The organism is Burkholderia sp. AU17457 (assembly GCF_002223255.1).
Taxonomy (GTDB): Bacteria; Pseudomonadota; Gammaproteobacteria; order Burkholderiales; family Burkholderiaceae; genus Burkholderia; species Burkholderia sola.
Genome location: NZ_NKFB01000006.1, coordinates 371,563 through 392,148 on the forward strand (window position 1 = coordinate 371,563; position 20,586 = coordinate 392,148).

Annotated in this window: 24 protein-coding genes; 8 read left to right on the forward strand and 16 right to left on the reverse strand. The window is 65.9% G+C overall.

What is annotated here, in order from left to right; translation table 11 throughout:
- Positions 1-136: 136 nt before the first annotated feature.
- From CFB49_RS28575 to CFB49_RS28585, 3 genes are all read right to left on the reverse strand, one after another.
- A complete protein-coding gene (locus tag CFB49_RS28575) occupies positions 137-1,159 on the reverse strand; it encodes a tyrosine-type recombinase/integrase (RefSeq protein WP_089492990.1) in 1,023 nt (340 codons plus the stop codon).
- A 102-nt stretch (positions 1,160-1,261) separates the two neighbouring features.
- Positions 1,262-1,639 (reverse strand): DUF2471 family protein, encoded by a 378-nt coding sequence (locus CFB49_RS28580; RefSeq protein WP_089492991.1) that lies wholly within the window; start codon positions 1,637-1,639, stop codon positions 1,262-1,264.
- A gap of 141 nt (positions 1,640-1,780) precedes the next feature.
- Positions 1,781-2,392, reverse strand: coding sequence for a helix-turn-helix domain-containing protein (locus CFB49_RS28585; protein WP_089492992.1), 612 nt, complete (start codon positions 2,390-2,392; stop codon positions 1,781-1,783).
- Positions 2,393-2,550: 158 nt separating this feature from the next.
- Between CFB49_RS28585 and CFB49_RS28590 the strand changes: the two genes are divergently transcribed.
- Complete coding sequence (locus CFB49_RS28590) at positions 2,551-3,750, forward strand: glycine C-acetyltransferase (RefSeq protein WP_089437343.1); 1,200 nt, start codon at positions 2,551-2,553, stop codon at positions 3,748-3,750.
- Positions 3,751-3,763: 13 nt separating this feature from the next.
- Positions 3,764-4,792 (forward strand): L-threonine 3-dehydrogenase, encoded by a 1,029-nt coding sequence (gene tdh, locus CFB49_RS28595; protein ID WP_011548747.1) that lies wholly within the window; start codon positions 3,764-3,766, stop codon positions 4,790-4,792.
- Between the two features lie 369 nt (positions 4,793-5,161).
- On the opposite strand, the gene CFB49_RS28600 is transcribed toward tdh, so the two are convergent.
- Together CFB49_RS28600 and CFB49_RS28605 are read right to left on the reverse strand one after the other, a co-directional pair.
- The gene (locus tag CFB49_RS28600; RefSeq protein WP_089492993.1) at positions 5,162-5,578 is read right to left on the reverse strand and encodes a hypothetical protein; all 417 of its coding nucleotides are present in this window, start codon (positions 5,576-5,578) and stop codon (positions 5,162-5,164) included.
- Complete coding sequence (locus CFB49_RS28605; RefSeq protein WP_089492994.1) at positions 5,575-6,222, reverse strand: GNAT family N-acetyltransferase; 648 nt, start codon at positions 6,220-6,222, stop codon at positions 5,575-5,577. The genes CFB49_RS28600 and CFB49_RS28605 overlap by 4 nt, the downstream gene beginning before the upstream one ends.
- Positions 6,223-6,391: 169 nt before the next feature.
- On the opposite strand from CFB49_RS28605, the gene CFB49_RS28610 reads away from it, so the two are divergent.
- Together CFB49_RS28610 and CFB49_RS28615 are read left to right on the forward strand one after the other, a co-directional pair.
- Positions 6,392-6,997, forward strand: a complete 606-nt coding sequence (locus CFB49_RS28610) for a TetR/AcrR family transcriptional regulator (RefSeq protein WP_089492995.1) — start codon at positions 6,392-6,394, stop codon at positions 6,995-6,997.
- 64 nt (positions 6,998-7,061) lie between these two features.
- Positions 7,062-7,541, forward strand: a complete 480-nt coding sequence (locus CFB49_RS28615; RefSeq protein WP_050013484.1) for a nuclear transport factor 2 family protein — start codon at positions 7,062-7,064, stop codon at positions 7,539-7,541.
- A gap of 13 nt (positions 7,542-7,554) precedes the next feature.
- Here CFB49_RS28615 and CFB49_RS28620 read toward each other — a convergent pair whose 3' ends face one another.
- Entirely contained in the window at positions 7,555-7,779 is a 225-nt protein-coding gene (locus CFB49_RS28620; protein WP_179234957.1) for a hypothetical protein, read from the reverse strand.
- Between CFB49_RS28620 and CFB49_RS36505 the strand changes: the two genes are divergently transcribed.
- Complete coding sequence (locus CFB49_RS36505) at positions 7,779-7,970, forward strand: hypothetical protein (RefSeq protein ID WP_069619657.1); 192 nt, start codon at positions 7,779-7,781, stop codon at positions 7,968-7,970. The genes CFB49_RS28620 and CFB49_RS36505 overlap by 1 nt on opposite strands.
- 42 nt (positions 7,971-8,012) lie before the next feature.
- On the opposite strand, the gene CFB49_RS28625 is transcribed toward CFB49_RS36505, so the two are convergent.
- On the reverse strand, positions 8,013-9,098 hold the full coding sequence (locus tag CFB49_RS28625) for a tartrate dehydrogenase (protein WP_089492996.1): 1,086 nt from the start codon (positions 9,096-9,098) through the stop codon (positions 8,013-8,015).
- 115 nt (positions 9,099-9,213) lie between these two features.
- Here CFB49_RS28625 and CFB49_RS28630 point away from each other — a divergent pair, with 115 nt between their 5' ends.
- Complete coding sequence (locus CFB49_RS28630; RefSeq protein ID WP_069619655.1) at positions 9,214-10,137, forward strand: LysR substrate-binding domain-containing protein; 924 nt, start codon at positions 9,214-9,216, stop codon at positions 10,135-10,137.
- Positions 10,138-10,202: 65 nt separating this feature from the next.
- On the opposite strand, the gene argC is transcribed toward CFB49_RS28630, so the two are convergent.
- Positions 10,203-11,144 (reverse strand): N-acetyl-gamma-glutamyl-phosphate reductase, encoded by a 942-nt coding sequence (argC, locus tag CFB49_RS28635; RefSeq protein WP_089492997.1) that lies wholly within the window; start codon positions 11,142-11,144, stop codon positions 10,203-10,205.
- A 120-nt stretch (positions 11,145-11,264) separates the two neighbouring features.
- Between argC and CFB49_RS28640 the strand changes: the two genes are divergently transcribed.
- On the forward strand, positions 11,265-12,149 hold the full coding sequence (locus CFB49_RS28640; RefSeq protein ID WP_069619653.1) for a LysR family transcriptional regulator: 885 nt from the start codon (positions 11,265-11,267) through the stop codon (positions 12,147-12,149).
- A 50-nt stretch (positions 12,150-12,199) separates the two neighbouring features.
- On the opposite strand, the gene CFB49_RS28645 is transcribed toward CFB49_RS28640, so the two are convergent.
- From CFB49_RS28645 to CFB49_RS28660, 4 genes are all read right to left on the reverse strand, one after another.
- Positions 12,200-12,664, reverse strand: coding sequence for a hypothetical protein (locus tag CFB49_RS28645; RefSeq protein WP_089437346.1), 465 nt, complete (start codon positions 12,662-12,664; stop codon positions 12,200-12,202).
- A gap of 60 nt (positions 12,665-12,724) precedes the next feature.
- A complete protein-coding gene (locus tag CFB49_RS28650) occupies positions 12,725-13,942 on the reverse strand; it encodes a patatin-like phospholipase family protein (RefSeq protein ID WP_069619651.1) in 1,218 nt (405 codons plus the stop codon).
- 122 nt (positions 13,943-14,064) lie between these two features.
- Complete coding sequence (locus tag CFB49_RS28655) at positions 14,065-14,850, reverse strand: 3-hydroxybutyrate dehydrogenase (RefSeq protein WP_069619650.1); 786 nt, start codon at positions 14,848-14,850, stop codon at positions 14,065-14,067.
- A gap of 52 nt (positions 14,851-14,902) precedes the next feature.
- The gene (locus CFB49_RS28660) at positions 14,903-15,643 is read right to left on the reverse strand and encodes an acetoacetate decarboxylase (protein ID WP_050017224.1); all 741 of its coding nucleotides are present in this window, start codon (positions 15,641-15,643) and stop codon (positions 14,903-14,905) included.
- 436 nt (positions 15,644-16,079) lie between these two features.
- Here CFB49_RS28660 and CFB49_RS28670 point away from each other — a divergent pair, with 436 nt between their 5' ends.
- Positions 16,080-16,661 carry a phosphatase PAP2 family protein gene (locus CFB49_RS28670; protein ID WP_089492999.1) on the forward strand — a complete coding sequence of 194 codons (582 nt, stop codon included), beginning with the start codon at positions 16,080-16,082 and terminating at the stop codon, positions 16,659-16,661.
- Positions 16,662-16,685: 24 nt separating this feature from the next.
- Here the strand turns inward: CFB49_RS28670 and CFB49_RS28675 are convergent, their stop codons facing one another.
- The 4 genes from CFB49_RS28675 to CFB49_RS28690 form a co-directional block, all read right to left on the reverse strand.
- On the reverse strand, positions 16,686-16,919 hold the full coding sequence (locus CFB49_RS28675) for a hypothetical protein (protein WP_069619648.1): 234 nt from the start codon (positions 16,917-16,919) through the stop codon (positions 16,686-16,688).
- 148 nt (positions 16,920-17,067) lie between these two features.
- Entirely contained in the window at positions 17,068-17,889 is an 822-nt protein-coding gene (locus CFB49_RS28680) for a siderophore-interacting protein (RefSeq protein ID WP_069619647.1), read from the reverse strand.
- 38 nt (positions 17,890-17,927) lie between these two features.
- A complete protein-coding gene (locus CFB49_RS28685) occupies positions 17,928-18,641 on the reverse strand; it encodes a PadR family transcriptional regulator (RefSeq protein ID WP_069619684.1) in 714 nt (237 codons plus the stop codon).
- Between the two features lie 819 nt (positions 18,642-19,460).
- Positions 19,461-20,405, reverse strand: coding sequence for a LysR family transcriptional regulator (locus CFB49_RS28690; RefSeq protein ID WP_089437351.1), 945 nt, complete (start codon positions 20,403-20,405; stop codon positions 19,461-19,463).
- Positions 20,406-20,586 lie beyond the last annotated feature (181 nt).

The following is a 20,586-nucleotide window of genomic DNA, read 5'->3' on the forward strand; positions in this document are numbered from 1 at the left end:
CCCGGACGCCGGCGCCGCCGCACAGGTGAGAGGATCCGGGAAGCTTGAGGTGAGGTTTTTCGGGAGCGATGAAATGGTGAGGCAGTGCCACGCAAGGCTGCTCACGGATCGTTTCGCGTGAGCAGCCGTTTCCCGATCAGTGAGTTTCGTCGCCGTCGGACGCGTCACCGTCACCGTTGTTGTCGGCCAGCCCGTCACGCCAGTTTTTCCATGCACGATGCAGGCGATTCGACGAGATCGGCCGCATGAAGCCCAGCCATTTGCCGACGCGCTCTGGCGGCACGTCGTGCTCGAACAGTTCGGCCGCGTAGGTATTGCGCAATGTTTGCGGGCTGGCGCGCGCCGTGCGTGACGACGTGAGCCCGGCCGATTCGACGATCGCATCGATCGCGCGCAGCATCGTCGCCTTGTGCATCGGCCGCCCGGCATGTGATGCGGGGAAGACGAGCTCTCCCGGAATCTCCTGGCGTTTGCGTTCGGTGAGCCAGGCTTCGAGCAATGCAATGGCGAACGAGGCCAGATGGGTGTCGCGCGAGTAGTCCGGATGCGTCGACTCGATCCGCAGCGACGTGCCGCTCGTATTGATGCAACTAATCGTAAGTGCGCGCGCTTCGCCGGTTTTGATGCCGGCACCGAGAAACGCGGCGACGAGCGCGCGGTCGCGGCGCTCCTTCCAGTACGCGGAACCCGATACGCCGATCGGCGAAAACAGATACGCGAGCAACGTCGCACGTTCCGCAGGCGTGAGGAAACCGGTCGGTTCGTTGTCGCGCGCCTTGCGCCAATTCGCTTCGCCATCCTGAGCAATGAAGCGGGCCGGATTGGTCGACGCGTACTCGGTGCGGCGGACATGATCGAGCACACGCTCGATGAGCCGGAGATAGCGCATTCGCTGCGTTTTCTTGATCGGCAGTTCGCCGACGAAATTCGCGATGGTCGGCGTATCGACCGTCGCCAGATTCTTTTGATGTGCACGCATCCACGCGAGAAACGCGCCCCATTGTGCGCGATAGACGTCGGCCGACGAGCGGCGATAGTCCTGCATCGCCAGCCACGCGTCGAACGCGGCTTCGGGCGAGGCGACCCAGTCGGACGCATCGCGGTCGAACAGATCCTTTTCTTCCGGCGAGGTCGTGTGGGGAGAGGCGGGAAGAGACATGGTAGTAATTCCGTTAGTTGCGTATATGGTAGCCCTTTTCCGCAACGTATCGGGCAGCAAGCGGGTGAACCGGCCGCCATGCGCGGCGGCCGGGCTGGGCCGTCAGTCGCCCCACGCCTTGGACTGGCGGTGCGGACGTGGGGGACGCGCGGTGCCCTGCGCGTTTGCCGCGGCTTCGTACGCGAGAACGGCGAACGAAAAGACCGCGGGCAGCGCATTCGAGCGCCCGAAGTCGATCGGATCGTCCGTTTCGGGAAACGTCATGTCCGACGGCCGTTCGAACAGTTGACGCATGCCCGCGTCGTGCCGGCTGGCAAAGCCGAGATCGGCGAGCGCTTCGGCTTCGATCGCATGCAGCAGGCGCCACGTCAGCGGCACGCGCTGACGGATGTAGCGCCCGGCGATATGGCGAACGATCAATTCGAGGTCATGCGCGGCAGCCTTGAAGCTGAGCGCGGCCAAATCTTGTTCTTCTGTCATTGCAGGCTCCTGTCGACCGGGACGGGCGCCTCGGTGCGCCGGCTCCGGCCCATGCATGGCGGAATGTCCGTATACTGTACAAACATACAGTATTTTCCGCAACAGGCCTGCGACTGACCTTTTGGCCAGCTATACGCGCCGTCAGCGATGGATCACGATCAGCAGTGCCCGCGCTTCGGCCTTGCCGGGATTGCGGATCGCATGCGGCTCGTCGGCGGGGTAGCGCGCGGTGTCGCCGGCCTTCAGTCGGCGGCTGGCCGCGGCGGCCTCGATTTCCATCGCGCCCTGCAGCACGGTGAGGTGCTCGCGCGTGCCCGGTTCGTGCGCGTTCGATATCAGGGCGCCGCCGCCCGGTAGCGTCAGCTCGTACCACTCGAACTTGCCGGCGAGTTCGATCGGGCCCCATACGCGCAACTGGTACCGGCCGTCGTGGCCGGCGAGCGTCGGAATGTCGTGCGGGCCGTCCACGCGGATCGTCTCGGGCGCCTTCGGCTGCGAAAACAGTTCGTCGAGCGTGATGCCGAGCGCGTTCGTCAGCCGCCATGCGACGGCGATCGTCGGGTTGGCCTTGTCGCGCTCGATCTCGGAGAGCATGGATTTCGATACGCCGGCTGCGCGCGACAGGTCGTCGAGCGTCAGCTTGCGCTCGTTGCGCAGCCGCTGGATCTGCTCGCCGACGCGCGGCGGGGTCGCGGCCGGCGGCTGCGGGGCGGCGTCGGCAGGCGTGCGCCGCGAGCCGGAGGAACTTGCCATTTGGATTCCGTTCGCTTAGAGTTGTTCGATATTTCGAATTCTAGTTCGGAATATCGGATAAATGCGGTCAACCGAACGACCGACTATAACAGTAGCAGGCCGTTGCGCCGCCACGAGCCGTGCGCCGCGGAATGCGAAACCCTGTCAGGAGCTTTGCGATGCGTGATGCCTTTCTCGCCCAGGTGCGCGGGACGCTCGACCAGATCCGCGCGGACGGTTTTTACAAGACCGAGCGCGAGATCGCGAGTCCCCAGGCGGCAGCCGTGCGGCTCGCCGGCGGCGCCGGCGTGCTCAATTTCTGCGCGAACAACTATCTGGGTCTGGCGAACGATCCTCGCCTGATCGACGCGGCGAAGGCCGGCCTCGACCAGGACGGCTTCGGCATGGCATCGGTGCGCTTCATCTGCGGCACGCAAACCGTCCACAAGCAACTGGAAAGCGCGCTGGCCGCGTTTCTCGGCACCGAGGACAGCATCCTCTATTCGAGCTGCTTCGACGCGAACGGCGGGCTGTTCGAGACACTGCTCGACGAGAACGACGCGGTGATCAGCGACGAGCTGAATCACGCGAGCATCATCGACGGCATTCGCCTGTGCAAGGCGAAGCGTTTGCGCTACAAGAACAACGATCTGTCCGACCTCGAGGCGAAGCTCAAGGAGGCCGACGCCGCGGGCGCGCGCCACAAGCTGATCGCAACCGACGGCGTGTTCTCGATGGACGGCATCATCGCCGATCTGAAAGGCATCTGCGATCTCGCCGATCGCTACGGCGCGCTCGTGATGGTCGACGATTCGCATGCAGTCGGCTTCATCGGCACGCATGGCCGCGGCACGCCCGAGCACTGCGGCGTCGAAGGCCGCGTCGACATCATCACCGGCACGCTCGGCAAGGCGCTCGGCGGCGCGTCGGGCGGCTATGTCGCCGCGCGTCGCGAGGTGATCGAGCTGCTGCGCCAGCGCTCGCGTCCGTATCTGTTCTCGAATACGCTCACGCCGAGCATCGCCGCGGCATCGCTGAAGGTGCTCGAGCTGCTCGGCAGCGACGAAGGCGCGAAGCTGCGCGAGCGCGTGCGCGAGAACGGCGCGCGGTTCCGCAAGCAGATGACCGAGGCCGGCTTCACGCTCGTGCCCGGCGCACATCCGATCATCCCGGTGATGCTCGGCGACGCGCAGCTCGCGACGAACATGGCCGACAAGCTGCTCGGCGAAGGCGTCTACGTGATCGGCTTCTCGTTCCCCGTGGTGCCGCGCGGCCGTGCGCGCATCCGCACGCAGATGAGCGCCGCGCATACGCCCGAACAGATCGACCAGACGGTCGCCGCGTTCGTGCGCGTCGGCAAGTCGCTCGGCATCATCTGACGGAGGCGCGACAATGAAAGCACTGGCAAAGCTCGAACGCGGCCCCGGCCTCACGCTCACGCGCGTGAAGCGCCCCGAAGTCGGCCACAACGACGTGCTGATCAAGATCCGCCGCACGGCGATCTGCGGCACCGACATCCATATCTGGAAGTGGGACGACTGGGCGCAGAAGACGATTCCGGTGCCGATGCACGTCGGTCACGAATATGTCGGCGAGATCGTCGAGATGGGGCAGGAAGTGCGCGGCTTCGCGATCGGCGATCGCGTGTCCGGCGAAGGCCACATCACCTGCGGTTTCTGCCGCAACTGTCGCGCCGGGCGCCGGCATCTGTGCCGCAACACGGTGGGCGTCGGCGTGAACCGCGAAGGCGCGTTCGCCGAATACCTGGCGATTCCGGCGTTCAACGCGTTCAAGATTCCGCCGGAGATCTCCGACGATCTCGCGTCGATCTTCGATCCGTTCGGCAACGCGACGCACACGGCGCTGTCGTTCAACCTCGTCGGCGAAGACGTGCTGATCACCGGCGCGGGCCCGATCGGCATCATGGCCGTCGCGATCGCGAAGCACGTCGGCGCGCGCAACGTCGTCATCACCGACATCAACGACTATCGGCTGGAGCTCGCGCGCAAGATGGGCGCGACGCGTGCGGTCAACGTCGCACGCGAGTCGCTGCGTGACGTGATGGCCGACCTGCACATGACCGAAGGCTTCGACGTCGGTCTGGAGATGTCGGGCGTGCCGAGCGCGTTCACGAGCCTGCTGGAGGCGATGAACCACGGCGGCAAGGTTGCGTTGCTCGGCATCCCGCCCGCGCAGACGGCCATCGACTGGAACCAGGTGATCTTCAAGGGGCTCGAGATCAAGGGCATCTACGGCCGCGAGATGTTCGAGACCTGGTACAAGATGGTCGCGATGCTGCAAAGCGGCCTCGACCTGTCGCCGATCATCACACATCGCTTCGCGGCCGACGATTACGAGCAAGGCTTCGCCGCGATGCTGTCCGGCGAAAGCGGCAAGGTGATTCTCGACTGGACGGCCTGAGCCGGATGTCGACAGAGACGGGGCGGCGCGGCACGTTGGCCGGCCGCCCCGTTTTCATTTGCGCGTGCACCGTCGCGCGTCGACACACGTGATTCAGCGCTTGAGGTGAGATTATTCGGGAGGTGTGTTCGCGCGCTGAATCGCAGCGCGATTTCGCATCGGTGAAGGGCAATCGTACGTTTGCTTCACCCGTCTGTCTCTGCTTCGCTTTGTCCCTTCCGCACCCTTCCACATGCCGGGCGATCGTTCGCGACGCACCGCACGCGACGCCGAATGGAATCGGGACCTCAACCGTGAGCCCGCGAATATCGTTGCGACTCACTCATGCGCTCGGCGCTCGGCGCACGGCCCCCAACGGTGCGCCGATCGTTACTTGCTCCGTTCACCCTTCATCCATTGCGGTTCGAGCTGAAGATACAACACGACGAGCCAGCGCTTCGGGCATTGCGGCGCAATGTCGACCGGATCGCCATGCGTGCCGGGAATCGTGATGAACCCGTGCTGCGCCGCGTACTGATACGCATGCAATGCATCGGCCTGCAGCCAGAAGCTGACGAGCGTACACGTCACGAAGCGAAACAGCAGCGCCGTCGCGGCGTCCGGCGCGAATCCGGCCGCGGCCAGCAGGCTTTCGAACGCGAACGCCAGCGCCTGCGCAACCGCGATCGTGACGATCGTCAGCTTCATCACGCCGCGCAGCCGCAGCGCGGCACGCACACGTGCCTGCCTGGCGTCGAACCGGGCGTGATCGTCGCCGTGGTCGCGCTTCGGCGCCTCGTGTCTCATGACACCGCACCGGCTTGCCGCGCCACCTCGATCTGCGTCGTGCCGACCGCACACATGCGGGCGTTCGCGATACTGACCGCCTTGCACAGGATCGCGCTGTCGTAGTTGTGTCCTGGAAAACGCATCACGTCGACCAGTTGAAATCCTTCGCGGCGATAGAAATCGACGAGCCGGACCACCGCATGCGGCGCGTCGAGTGCGAGGTGTGTCGCGCCGCGCGCGGCGGCCCGATGTTGCGCAAACGCGAGCAGTGAACGGCCGATGCCGCGGCCGTGCCAGACGGGATCGACGGCCAACTGGCCGAGCGTCGCGACGCGCCGGCTGCGAAACGAATCGCAGCGGGAATCGGGATCGTGCGATTGCATCGTCATCGTCGCGACCAGATGCGCGTTGCCGAGCGCGACGAAGCACTCGCCGGCGAGCATGCGTTCGCGCGTCGCCGACGCCGGCTGATCGACGCCCGGGCAATTGAAGCCCAGTGTGCCGAGCGGCGCGAACGCGCGATGCAGCAGCGCGGTCAGTACGTCGTACGAATCGCTGCGCGGATCGAAGCGCCGCACGACGACGCGGCCATCGAGTCGCTTCGCATAAGCCGCATAGGCGCGCGCGGGGCGCGCGGGGCGCGCGGATTCCGGTCGCTGCATGATGTCCTTGTGCGTAGACAGGGTGACCGAAGTGTAGTGAGCGTCCCCTATCGGCTTCAAGAAAAAATGTCGTAAACGCGCGCCGTCCGATCGCGCTTCAGCCCTTCCACCGACAGGGCCTTTTCATCCGGGTATTGACGACGGAGAACGATCGTTCTACCGTAAACCCATGAATACACCTCTCGACTCCTTCGGCGAACCGGGCGTTCGCGACCGGCTGCTCGACGCGGCCGAAGCGCTGATCTATTCGGGCGGCATCCATGCGACCGGCGTCGATGCGATCGTCAAGCGATCCGGCGCGGCACGAAAGAGCTTTTATTCGCATTTCGAATCGAAGGAGGCGCTGGTCGTCGCCGCGCTTGAACACCGCGACGAGCGCTGGATGCGCTGGTTCGTCGATGCCACGCTGGCGCGCGGCCACGCGCCGCGCGCGCAACTGCTCGGCATGTTCGACGTGCTGCGCGACTGGTTCGGGCAGCCCGACTTTCACGGCTGCGCGTTCCTGAATGCGTCGGGCGAGATACCCGACGCCGACGATCCCGTGCGCGTCGTCGCCCGCATGCACAAGGCACGCCTGCTGGCGTTCGTGCGCGAACGCTTCGACGCCTATGCCGACGAAACCGGCGTCGCGCGCCGCGGGCTCGCGCGCATCGCGCGTCAGTGGCTCGTGTTGATCGACGGCGCGATCGGCGTGGCGCTCGTCAGCGGCGATGCAAACGCCGCGCGCGATGCGCGCGCGACGGCTGAACTGCTGCTCGATACCGTATCGCGGTAGCCGACGCAGCGAATCCGAACCGGCTGCGTGCGTTCGCAGCCAGAACCCTGAACAGGAGCAATCCATGTCCGCTTCCCCCGAAGTTCGTCCGCCCGTTCCGCCCTTCACGCTTGAAACGGCGCGCCAGAAAGTGCGTGCCGCCGAGGACGGATGGAACACGCGCGACCCGCAACGCGTGTCGCTCGCCTATACGCCGCAAAGCCGCTGGCGCAACCGCGCGGAATTCGTGACGGGCCGCGACGAGATCGTCGCGCTGCTGCAGCGGAAGTGGGCGCGCGAACTCGACTACCGGCTGATCAAGGAGCTGTGGGCGTTCGACGGCAATCGCATCGCGGTGCGCTTTGCGTACGAGTGGCATGACGATGCCGGCAACTGGTTCCGTTCGTACGGCAACGAGAACTGGGAGTTCGACGAAAACGGCCTGATGGCGCATCGTCACGCGAGCATCAACGATCTGCCGATTCGCGAGGCGGACCGTCTTTATCACTGGCCGCTCGGCCGTCGTCCGGACGATCATCCAGGGCTGTCCGACCTCGGGCTGTGAAGCTCGCGCCCGTTCAAAGGATTGGCGAACGCATCACCGGCGGTTCAACGGTGAGGAAATTCGGGAGCCTTCCGCTGAAGGTGAGATTTTTCGGGACGAGGTGAAATGTCGCGTCGAACTGTGTGCGTTGAACAGGTCGACGCGACATCGCACGGGTAAAGCGGTGCATACGTCGAAGTGCAGCGGTGCGCGTCGCCGCGCGATGCATTTCACCGACCGTGTCGAAGCGATCGTGCATTGACGATCGGTGTGCGCGAGCGACACGTGCAACTCACCGATCGGATCATCCTTCGGCTTGCGATGAAAAACCGCGCAAGCAGTGCGCGTTGCGATGTGTCGTCGCTCACCGCTCGACTTCACGCCGGCGCATCGGCGGCGTTCGCACACGTGGGCAACCGCATCGTGCGTCGCTCGGCGCAGACCGATTGACGAAGCGCCGCCCGGCATGCGCGCCGGGCATGACCCTCGACCTCAGCCCGCGATCCGCGCGGCGATCGCCTCGCCCACTTCCTGCGTGCCCGCGTTGCCGCCGAGATCGCGCGTCCGCGGCCCCGTGCGCAGCACGTCCTCGATCGCGGCGACGATCGCATCGTGCGCGTCGCGTTCACGGCCCGTGCCGTTCCCGAGGAAGTCGAGCATCATGGCCGCCGACCAGATCATCGCGACCGGATTCGCGATGTATTGCCCCGCGATGTCGGGCGCCGAACCGTGCACGGGTTCGAACAGCGACGGGAACGTGCGGTCGGGGTTCAGGTTCGCCGACGGCGCGATGCCGATCGTGCCCGTGCAGGCCGGCCCGAGATCCGACAGGATGTCGCCGAACAGGTTCGACGCGACGACGACGTCGAAGCGGTCCGGCTGCAGCACGAAGCGCGCGCACAGGATGTCGATGTGCTGCTTGTCGACCGCGATCTCCGGATAGCGTTCGGCCATCTCGGCCGCGCGTGCATCCCACCACGGCATGCTGATTGCGATGCCGTTGCTTTTGGTCGCGACGGTGACGCGCTTCGCGCGCCGCTGCGCGAGTTCGAACGCGAATTTCAGCACGCGTTCGGTGCCGTGCCGCGTGAAGATCGACTGCTGCATCACGACTTCGCGCTCGGTGCCTTCGAACATCGTGCCGCCGACCGACGAATATTCGCCCTCGGTGTTCTCGCGCACGATCATGAAATCGATGTCGCCCGGGCGGCGGCCGGCGAGCGGCGACGGCACGCCGTCGAACAGGCGCGCGGGCCGCAGGTTGATGTACTGGTCGAATTCACGGCGGAATTTCAGCAGCGAGCCCCACAGCGAAATGTGATCGGGCACCGTCGCCGGCCAGCCGACCGCGCCGAACAGGATCGCGTCCATGCCCGACAGCTGCGCTTTCCAGTCGTCCGGCATCATCGTGCCGTGCTGCGCGTAGTAGTCGCAGCTCGCCCAGTCGATCTCGACGAAGTCGAAGCGGATGCCGAAGCGCGCGGTCACGGCGTCGAGCGCGCGCACGCCCTCGGGCATCACTTCGCGGCCGATGCCGTCGCCGGGGATCACGGCAATCCTGTAAGTCCTGTCGGTCATGCAAATCTCCTTGGCTGGTTGGCCGGCTGCCGGGAAGGCAACGGCCCGTCACGTCATTCTATTTATTTCCATCTGGATTAAAATCGCTTAAAAGTTAATCGACTTTCCACGAATCGTGAATAAATCGCCGAACCTCGACGACTTGCGCGTGTTCAGCCTGGTCGTCCGCCTCGCGAGCTTCAGCGCGGCTGCCGAGCAGCTCGCGGTGTCGCCCGCGTATGTCAGCAAGCGCGTCGCGATGCTCGAGGCGCAGCTCGGCACGCGCCTGCTGCATCGCTCGACGCGCCGGATGACGGTCACCGAAGCCGGCGAACGCGTGTTCGCGCGCGCCGAAAAGATTCTGGACGACGTCGATCATCTCGTCGAGGACGTGTCGACCACGCGCACGGTGCCGCGCGGCACGCTGCGCATGTCGAGCAGCTTCGGCTTCGGCCGGCACGTCGTCGCGCCGGCGCTGCTCGACTTCAGCGCGCGTTATCCGCAACTGAACGTGCGGCTCGATCTGTTCGACCGGCTCGTCGATGTAGCCGGCGAAGGCTACGACCTCGACGTTCGCATCGGCGACGACATCGCCGATCACCTGATCGCGCGCCGCCTTGCCGCGAACCATCGCGTGCTGTGCGCATCGCCCGACTATCTCGCCCGCCGCGGGACGCCGCGCTCGCTCGCGGATCTGGCGTCGCACGACTGTCTCGCGATCAAGGAGCGCGATCATCCGTTCGGCGTATGGCGGCTGACCGTGCGCGGCGAAACGACGACGGTGAAGGTCGGCGGCGCGCTGTCCACGAACCACGGCGAGGTGGCCGTGCAATGGGCGCTGGCCGGGCGCGGGATCGTGCTGCGCTCGATCTGGGAGGCCGGGCCGCTGATCGAGAGCGGCGCGTTGTGCCGCGTGCTGCCGGAAGCGGTCCAGCCCGCGAACATCTGGGCCGTGTATCCGGAGCGCGTCGCGGCGTCGGCGAAGGTGCGCGTGTGCGTGGATTTTCTGGTGGAGACGCTGGCCGGCCTGAATGCCGCCGCGGGTGACGATACGGCCTGAAACCGGCTAAAGGTGAGCTTTTACGGGGGCATGCGCAGGCACCGTCGACGATGCCTGCGGGCGCGTCATGCCGCGTGTCGCGCACCGAGCATCAAGTCGAGATTCTGCACGGCGGCGCCGGATGCCCCTTTGCCGAGATTGTCGAACACGGCGGACAGCAGCACCTGGCCGCCGTCTGCGTTGACGAACACGCCGAGCCGCAGGTCGTTGGTGCCGTTCAGCGCTTGCGGATCGAGATGCGTTGCCGCGCGTGTGTCCGCGAGCGGCATCACGTCGACGTGACGCGCGTTCGCGTAATGGTGCGCGAGACACGCATGCAGCCGCTCACCGGTCACCCCGGCCGGCAGCAGGCGCAGCTCGATTGGGATGGTGAGCACGATGCCTTGCCGATACGCACCGTAGGCCGGCACGAAGAACGGGCGGTGCGCGAGCCCCGCATGCTGCCGGATCTCGGGCACGTGCTTGTGCTCGAGCGCGAGGCCGTAGACCTGCAGCGGCAACGCGTGTGCGGCGGCGTCGCCCGATTCGAACGCGTCGACGGCGGCCCTTCCGCCGCCCGAGTAACCGGACACCGCGTGGATGCTCACCGGGTAGTCGCGCGGCAGCAGCCCGGCCTGCAGCAGTGGGCGCAGCAGGCCGATCGCGCCGGTCGGGTAGCAGCCCGGATTGGTCACGCGCTTCGCATGCGCGATGTGTTGCGCCTGTCCGTCGGCCATCTCGGGAAAGCCGTAGACCCAGTCGGGCGGCGTGCGATGGGCCGAACTTGCGTCGATCACGCGAACGGCCGGGTTCCGGATGAAGCCGACCGCTTCGCGCGCGGCCGCGTCGGGCAGGCACAGGATCGCGATATCGCACGCGTTGAGTGCGTCGGTGCGCCGCGCAGGGTCCTTGCGTTCCGCGGCGGGAAGCGTGAGCAGCTGCACGTCGGTGCGGTCGCGCAGACGCGCGTGAATCTGCAACCCGGTGGTGCCCTGGTCGCCGTCGATGAAGACAGTGGGGAAGCTCATGATGGTCGTGTGCGTCGCGTTCGGTCGTCGGGGAAGCCGTATCGTCCACCGAACGCCTAGAATAGGAAAAGTTGAATTTGCTGACCGTCCGATTCAGCTTTTCTGAACGAGAGGTGTGTGATGCGCGAGATCAGTCTGGACCGCCTGCGTACGCTGGTCGCGATCGCGGACCACGGATCCTTCGTGGCGGCGGCGCAATGGCTTCATCTCGCCCCGCCGACCGTCAGTCTGCACGTCGCCGAGCTGGAAAGCCGCATCGGCGCGCCGCTGCTGTCCCGCACGCGCGGCAACGTGCGCCCTTCGGCGATCGGCGAAGTGCTGGTGGAGCGGGCGCGGCGTCTGCTGGCGGAAGTCGAATCCACGCTGGACGACGTGCAGCGACAGGTACAGGGGTTGACCGGGCGCGTCCGCCTCGGCGCATCGACCGGCGCGATCGCACACCTGTTGCCGCAGGCGGTGGCCGGATTGCGTGCGCAGCATCCGGATATCGACGTGCAGATCGCGGTGCTCACGTCGCAGGACACGCTGGCGCGCATTGCGCAAGGCACGCTCGATGTCGGGCTGGTCGCGCTGCCGCAAGCGCCGGTCGCGGGGCTGTCGATCCGGCCGTGGCGGCGCGATCCGGTGATGGCCTTCCTGCCCGCGGACTGGCCGCTTCCGGCCCGTGTGACGCCCGCGTATCTGGCCGCGCGGCCGCTGATTCTCAACGATGCGACGACGCGCCTGTCGCGGCTCACGACCGAATGGTTCGCGCTCGGCGGCCACCGGCCCGAGCCGCGAATCGAACTCAACTACAACGACGCGATCAAGAGCCTGGTCGCCGCAGGGTACGGCGCGACGTTGCTGCCGCATGAGGCGGGCGCCCCGCTGCCGGATGCGCGCATCGTCATGCGGCCGCTACGCCCGGCGTTGTGGCGCGAGCTGGGGATTGCGCATCGAGCCGGCCCGATCGAACGGGCGACGCAGCACGTGCTCGATGCGCTGCGGGCGCTCCGTGCGCGATAGCGGGCCGTCGTGCGGCTGACGCGCGCAAGCCGTGCGGCCCGGACGCGCGTTCAAAGCCGGTTGTCCTTCGCGAGCGTGAGCACGCGCGCCCAGCGCTGCGCATCGCGCTTGTCCATCATCGGCAGCTTCCATTCGCCGCGCACGGCGTCGCGCACGCGCACGACGAGATGCCAGCGGCCGTCGATCGGCGCGGCCTCGCAGCCGTCGAGCTGCGACAGCGTATAGCGGCCGTCCGCGCCGTCGTGCGACAGCCACAGCAGCCCTTGCGTCGCGGACACGCGCAACTCGCCCCACGCGCGATGCACGATGTGAGTCCAGCCTTCTTCCTTCGTGTTCGGTGCGATGTCGCGACGGCGCTTCAGCCACCACGCGATCAGCGCGATCAGGAGCGCGGCGGCCAGCACGGCGGTCACGATCGCGACCGGCTGGCCGAACTGCGCGGCGATGACGTGAAACAGATGAACGGCGCCCCAGCCCAGGGCGATGAGCGCGAATAGCGCAATGAAAATCGGCATGTCGGATCGGAAAGAAGGACGGGCCGGCGCATGCGGCGTGGCGGCCCGTTGCACACGGCATTACCGGCGGCGGTGAATGTCGTGCGTGACGAAGCCCGCGTCGTTGACGGGCAGCGCGAGGCCGTCCTTCACCGCGAGCGTCTTGCGGATGTCGTCGAGACCCGCGGACCAGTGGTCGCGCATCGTCGACAGACCGAACTGATAGTCCTTGTAGTGATGCTCGTACGCTTTCTGCTGATAGATCAGGTGCTGGATGTTGTACTTCTTGCCGCTCGACATCGCTTCGGCCTCGACGCACCACGGGTCGTTCTTGCGCTGTTCTTCCGGCACCTGTTCGAGCACGTGGCGCAGCACGTTGCGGTAGCGCTGCTCGCGCTGCAGCGTGTCGGTGACGAACCGCGTGCGGCTCGAATACTGCACGTCCTTCGTGCGCTCGGCGACGTCGGCCATCGTGCGCGGCAACGGCCCGCGCGCGCTCCACAGATCGACCTGGAACGCGAGCGTGTCGCTGCGCGGCCGGGCGCGCAGCACTTCCATCAGCGGCGTGTTCGACACGACGCCGCCGTCCCAGTAGTACTCGCCGTCGATCTCGACGGGCGGGAACGCGGGCGGCAATGCGCCGGACGCCATGAAATGCTCGGGCTCGAGACGGATGCGCGAGTTGTCGAAGTACACGAAGTTGCCGGTGCCGACGTTGACCGCGCCGACCGACACGCGCGTCTCGCCCGAATTGATCCGGTCGAAATCGCACAGGTTCAGCAGCGTCGTGCGCAGCGCCGATGTGTCGTACCAGCTGATTTTTTCCGGATGGTCGGACACGCCCGGCAGCGGTGGCGGAAAGCGCGGCACGAAGAAGCCCTGCTGGCCCTGCATCATCGCGCTGGCGGCCTGCGACGCGGTGAAGAATGTGCGGATCTGATCGATGCTGTTGAACAGCGCGAATTCGAACGCGGCCGGAATCGTCGGGAAGAACGCAGGCTGGCAGATCGTTTCCCAGAATTCGCGCAGGCGCTCGACGCGATGCTCCGGCGCATTGCCGGCGATCAGCGCGGTGTTGAGCGCGCCGATCGAGATGCCCGCGATCCAGTCGAGCGGAATGCCTGCTTCATGCAGCCCTTCGAATACGCCGGCCTGATATGCGCCGAGCGCGCCGCCGCCTTGCAGGACGAGCGCGATCGTTTCGTACGGCAGCGACCGCGCAGCGGCCGGCGCACCGGCTTCGTGGCGCAGGTCCGCCGCATCGACGGCCTGCTTTTCTGTACGCGCGTGCGGTTTCATCAGTTGCTCCGAGAAATCCCGCCGTGGACGGCGGTGATGGATGGCGTGACGTCGATCGACGGCACGCCATCTCGAGAAGGGCGGTGGCGCGGAAGTCGCCTACCGTCGGGGAAACGCCGGCGTTACTGCATGAACCAGCCGTGGCTGACGACGAACGATTGGCCGGTGAGCGCGGCGCTCGGGAACGCCGACAGGAACAGCACCGTCTGCGCGACGTCCTGCACCGTCGTGAACACGCCGTCGACCGTGTTGCCGAGCATCACCTTCTTGATCACGTCCTCTTCGCTGATGCCGAGCTCCTTCGCCTGCTCCGGAATCTGCTTGTCGACCAGCGGCGTGCGCACGAAGCCCGGGCACACGACGTGCGAGCGCACGTTGTGCTTCGCGCCTTCCTTCGCCAGTACGCGCGCGAGACCGAGCAGCCCGTGCTTGGCCGTCACATACGCGGACTTCAGCGGCGACGCCTCGTGCGAGTGCACCGAGCCCATGTAGATCACGACGCCGCCGCGATCGTCCTTGTACATGTGCTTGAGCGCGGCCTTCGTCGTCAGGAACGCGCCGTCCACATGGATCGCCTGCATCTTCTTCCAGTCGGAGAACGAATAGTTCTCGATCGGGTTGACGATCTGGATGCCCGCGTTCGACACGAGGATGTCGACCGAGCCGAACGCCTCGGCCACCTTGTCGATGCCGCTGTTCACGGCGTCCTCGTTGGTCACGTCCATCGCGACGCCGATCGCCTTGCCGCCTGCCTTGTTGATCTCGTCGGCGACCGCGTTCGCGCCGTCCTGGTTCAGGTCGGCGATCGCGACGGCCGCGCCTGCCTTGGCCAGCTCCAGCGCGATTTCCTTGCCGATGCCGCTCGCGGCGCCCGTGACGACTGCGGTCTTGCCATTCAGGTTGCTCATGTTCGAATTCCCGTGGTGAAAGGATTGACAGGGAGAAAGGACTGCGGACGTATTACTGGGCCAGGTAATCGTAGACGACTTCGCCGAGGCCCAATGTCAAATCTGCGACGATGTGCCGGGCTTCGACGATCTCGAGCACGGGCAGGTCGGCCACCGGCGCGAGCGCGTGCGGCGCCAGCTCGAGCGATGCGGGGCCCGTCCATGCGCCCTTCATCTTGATGTCCTGCATGTAATAGCGCACCAGTTCGCACACGCGCGCGGTGCCGTCGACGTGCGGGATGATCTTCAGCAGGAAATTGGGGCCGGCGAGCCGTTTCGTCTGCTCGTCGATGTCGAGTTCCTTGTGCTTGTAGCCCATCGTGCCGGTCGCGACGCGCACCTTGCCGTAGTCGAGCGTACCGAGGAGGTGATCGGTGTTCACGTGCAGCGTGGGCGACGCGAGCTTCTTCGGGAAGCCCCACAGCTCGCGGCCGCCGGCGATCGGCGGGTGATCGTCGAGATACATCGCGAGCGTATAGCCGCCCGGCTGCCCGTCGTACTCGACGGGGATCACCTGGCCGCTTTCGGTGTAATCGCCGAAGCCGGTCGAATCGGCCATGCGGATGAATTCGTAATGCACGAGCGGCTCGGTGATTTGCAGCGGCTCGGGGACGATTTCACGAAGGCGGTCCGGATCGGTGCGGTACGTGATGATCAGAAACTCACGATCGACGAAACGGTACGGGCCCATCGGGAACGCAGGGCTGGTCAACGGCATCGCAAACGCTTTCGATCGGACATCGCTGGGTTTCATGCGGACTCCTTGTTGTTGATCGCTTCGTGGATGAGTGGTCGTAATCGTATGCCTGTGCGTTGCCGTTGTGCGATGCCGCATATGGAATTAATTGTTGCCGATTTCGAATTATTTGACGCGTAAATATTGAGACGAACGGTGTAAAACGGCGCTGTCGGCCCCCGGCAGCGCCAGCGTCGCACGTGTCGATGACGCCATCATGTGAAAAAGGTGAGTCTTTACGGGAGGCGTGGTGAGCTTTTGCGGGAGGCGCGGACGCGGGAATATGACAATTGCGTGAACTTGTGTTGCAGTGCAGGTTCTAAGTGCGTTCGCCGCGCGGGCCTTGTCCGGTCGGCTGTCGTCTTTAAAGCACCGCCTAAGCGGTCACGTCCTAGCATCGTTCGTCTCCGGCCGGGCAACCGGCCGATCGTTTATGCCTCACGCAACCGGATTCATGCAGAACCTCAATCTCGCCCTCTTTTCCGCCATCAACGCCGGGGTTGCGCCGCACCCGGGCGTTGCCCGCCTCGCGATCTTCGCCGCCGACTGGCTCGTCTATGCGCTGCCCGCGATGTTGCTGCTGACCTGGGCCTTCGGTGCACGCCCCGCGCGGCGCCAGGCGATCGAAGCCGGCGTCGGCGTCTGTGTGGCGCTCGGGGTCGCGCAAGCGCTCGGGCATGTCTGGTTCTCGCCGCGCCCGTTCACGGCCGGCGTCGGTACGCAGTTGATTCCGCACGCGCCGGACAGCTCGTTTCCAAGCGATCACATGACGTTCGCATGGAGCATGGCGGTCGGCCTGTTGCTCGGCGGCACGACGCGGGTCACCGGCTTCGTGACGGCCGCGATGGCCGTGGCGATCGCATGGGGACGCGTCTATGCGGGTGTGCACTGGCCGTTCGACATGGCGGGCGGCGTGCTGGTCGGCACGGTCGGCGCGCTGGCCGCGCACCTGTACGGGCAACGCGTGACCGCGCTGCTCGAACGGCTCGGCGATTCGGTGCACGCGGTCGTGATGGGGCGCCGGCAGGCGCCGTAAGCGGAAGGAAGCGGCAGGCCGCCGTCAGCCGGACGAGCCGGGTGTGCGGGCCGATTCGACCGACGCGGACGGGCCGCCGGCCGCGTCGCGCAGTTCGGGTGTATCGGCCGGATGCCGCGCGGTATCGCGGTCGAGGGCGCTTTCCGTCAGGATCGCGCACATCGCGACGAACAGCGCGACGACTACCGCGGCGAGGCCGCAATAGCCGGCGATCTTCAGGTGGCGAAGGAAAGGCGAAGCGTGGCTTTCTTTTGTCATGACCGGGCGCTCCTGGGCGGGCTGCGGCGGCTGTCGCCCGACAGCGGCGCGCAGACACAGATATATACCAGCCGCGATGCCGGTGCCAAGCCTGCTGCTGCGTGGGCGCCACGATTGTGTCAATCGCCCGGCAACCGGGCGCCTCCGCTCAGTCTTCCAGCGTTTCGTGCACGGCCGCCGCGCCGCGCTTCCAGTAGGCCGCCGCGCGGATGCGCGACTTGTCGATGCCGCGTTCGCCGGTCAGGTGCTGGCGCACCGCGCGCATCGACAGCGCTTCGCCGGCCGCCCACACGTAACCGTCGCCGGACGACGGCAGCGGCAGATCGCGGACGGCATTCACCAGCGCGTCGCCGTTCGCCGTGTCGGCTTCGGCGCGGAAGCGCCAGACTTCATGCACGTCGGCGCGCGTCTCGAACGAGATCTGCGCGGTGCGATCCGCGACTTCCAGCACGACCGCCGCGCGCGCACCGGCCGGCAGTTCCTCGAGGCGTCGCGCGATGGCCGGCAGTGCCGTATCGTCGCCGATCAGCAGATGCCAGTCGAAATCGGTCGGGACCACGAATGATCCGCGCGGACCGCCGATGCCGAGCCATTGGCCGACACGCGCTTGCGCGGCCCATTGCGATGCGGGGCCAGGGTGGTTCAGCACGAATTCCAGATCGAGCTCGCAGGCGGCGCGATCGAAGCGGCGCGGCGTGAAGTCGCGCGCGGCCGGCTTCGCTTCGCCTTCCGGAAACTCGGGGCCGTTCGCGCCGAGCGTCGGCAGTGCGGGCCGCTCCGCGCCCGGCGGCGGGAAAAAGACCTTCACGTGATCGTCGAACGACGCGGATTCGAAATCCGCGAGATCGGCGCCGCCGAGCGTGACGCGCAGCAGATGCGGCGTCACGGTATGCACGCGCAGCACCTGCAGCAGCCGGAACTTGAGGGTGTGGCGCACGCGGGTGACGGTGCGTTCGGACGTGTTCTGCATCGATCCGTTCTCCTTGGGTTGTGACGGGGCGGCGCGGATCACGCGCCGGCGCCGCCTTCGATTTCAGCCGTCGCGCGGCGCATGATGGCCGCGATGCGGCGCTGTTCGTCGGCATCGGCGGCGCTCTTGTGCAGCAGCGCGCGCTTGAGCGCGAGACGCGCCTCGACGAACTCCGGCAGCCAGCCGGCCTGCGATTCGTCCTGCGCGTCGGCGCCCGCCGATTCCCCGGCGAACGCGCGGCGCATGAATTCCATCTTGCGAGCGAGATGCGTGAGGCGCGCGAACAGCGTGTCGACGCGTTCGCGCTGGGCATCGAGATGCACGCGGCCGGCGTCGGTCAGCGCATAGCGCTTGCGATTGCCTTCCGCCTGCGACGCGACGAAGCCGACTTCGTCGAGATACGTGAGCGCCGGATACACCATGCCGGGGCTCGGGCTGTAGAAACCGTTCGAGCGCGTGTCGAGCGCCTTGATCAGTTCGTAGCCGTGGCTTGGTTGCTCGGCCACCAGCGCGAGCAGGAGCAACTGAAGATCGTCGGAGCTGAACTGGCGGCCGCGCGGCATCGCGTCGTCGCCGAAATCGCCAAAGCCGCCGCGCCCGCCCCGGCCGCCGAACGGGCCGCCACCGAATGCATCGTGGCCGCCGCGACGGTGGCGGCCGATCGCGTGCCAGAGACCGGCGAACCAGTCCGGGCGGGCATGCGCACCATGACCGTCGCATCGGGCATGGCCGCGGAAGTGGTTGTGTCGCATGATCGTATCCTGTGTGTCGTAAAACATATCTAAAGATATATTTCGGAAGATAGGGCGTCAAGGGGATTATTTGGGGGCGGGATGGGGAGGCGTTGTGACCGACGGCTTGCGACTGTAGGGTCTCAATGATTGTGAGCTTTTTCTCACATATTGATTCATCGAATCATTAGTCAACAGCTATTAAAGCGTCGACATCGCGTGCTATCCCGATTCGTTCGGTTTTCGACAACGAGACGGTCCATGGCCACGGCTGTATTAGATTCGCGGCTGGTTCATAACGCGGTAAGAGTGATGCAGCGGGGAGGTATGGCTTTGGGGACCCTTGTTCCGTAGGACTGGGTCCCCTAGACCATGCTGCTGATGTGCCTGTCCCATGAGGGAATTCAAGCCACTGTTTGGATCTGCCAGCCCTTTTTAGCAAGGGCATCGCATACCTTGTGCGGGACACGACTCTCGTTTGCCGCAAGACATAGCAGGCTCGTTGGACGTGACATTGCCACGTAGAGGTTCCGCATCTGCGCCTGCTGCGTCTCGGGAAGCTTTGCTAGCGCCTTGGATGGAATGCTGAACCGCACCGGGAATCGTGGAGGCCGGTTGGTTTAAGTTAATGCAGGCACGTCGGCAGCATTTCTGAGTTGCCTGTAGTAGTTTGCCTCAGCTCCAGCGAGCGGTTCGACACCGTCGAAGTCGAGGGGCGTTCGGTCGTGTCGGACGAACGCGAGGGGCATGGTTCACGCATGGTGGCAGTTGCTCGGGATGAGGGGAATTGGAGAGTGTCGGAATACTTCGCCTGAATGGGGGCCGTCCGTGATCGGCCGGCTAGTCATTGGCGTCGGCCGCGAGCCACACGACCTGATCGCTCCAGGTCTGGTCGCGCGTAAAGCGGAACAGTGTGTCCTTGAGCAAACGGATCCACGCGTCGACGAGGCGCGACGGACGATTTTCGCGCAACGTGCTGATCGATACCGTCGAGCGAATCGCCGGGCGCTCGATCGCGATTGCTTTCAGTTCGCCGCGCGCCAGTTCTTCCTGGATCGCGACATACGTGAGCAGCGAATAGCCGACGCCCGCGCGAACGAGCTGCTTGGTCAGCGCGACGCTGTCGATTTCGAATTCGACGCGCAGCCGGACCCCGTGCTGAACGGCGGCCTGATCGATCAGCCGCCGGTTGCTGTGCGGCAGCCCGGGCAGGATCAGCGGCACGTTCGCGAGATCGCGAATCTGCATATTTCGGGTCGCCAGCACCGAATCGGGCGGCGCGACGAGGATCAGCGGCTCGCTGAAGAGCGGCACGATATCGAACGCATCGAGCGGCGGCTGGTTGTAGACCACCGCCAGATCGACGCGGCGGTCGAGCACCCATTCCTGCAGCGAGTTGCTGAGCCCCTCGCGAACATGGAGCGATACGCCGGGCCAGTGCGCGTGAAAGTCGCGCACGAGATCGGTGCCGATCAGCCGGCCGATCGTCGGCGGCAGGCCGACCGCGAGATAGCCGCGCTCGGCATCGGCGCTGGCCCGTACCTGGTCCGCCGTTTCGCTGACCATCCGCGTGATCATTTCGGCATGCTCGAGCAGGCGCGAACCCGCGGCCGTCAAGCGCACGCCGCGGCCGTAGCGCGTGAAGAGCGCCACGCCGATTTCCTCCTCCAGCTTGGCGATCTGCCGGCTCAGCGCCGGTTGCGCGATATACAGCTCCGCGGCCGCGCGGCTGAAGCTGCCGGCGCGGGCGACGTGGATGAAGCTGCGCAGTTCTCGAATGTCCATGTCGTTTTTGAGCTATGCCGTCGTGGCATAGAAATACATGTTCATAAGGTCTTTGTCAAAGAAGTCGGCGGATTCTATGCTGAGAACAAATAGCAAATCGACCTATAACGATTCTGGAGACACCATGCCATCCCGTTCTCGCAGCCATTCCATTCCTCGTTCGCCTCGTTCGCGGCACCGC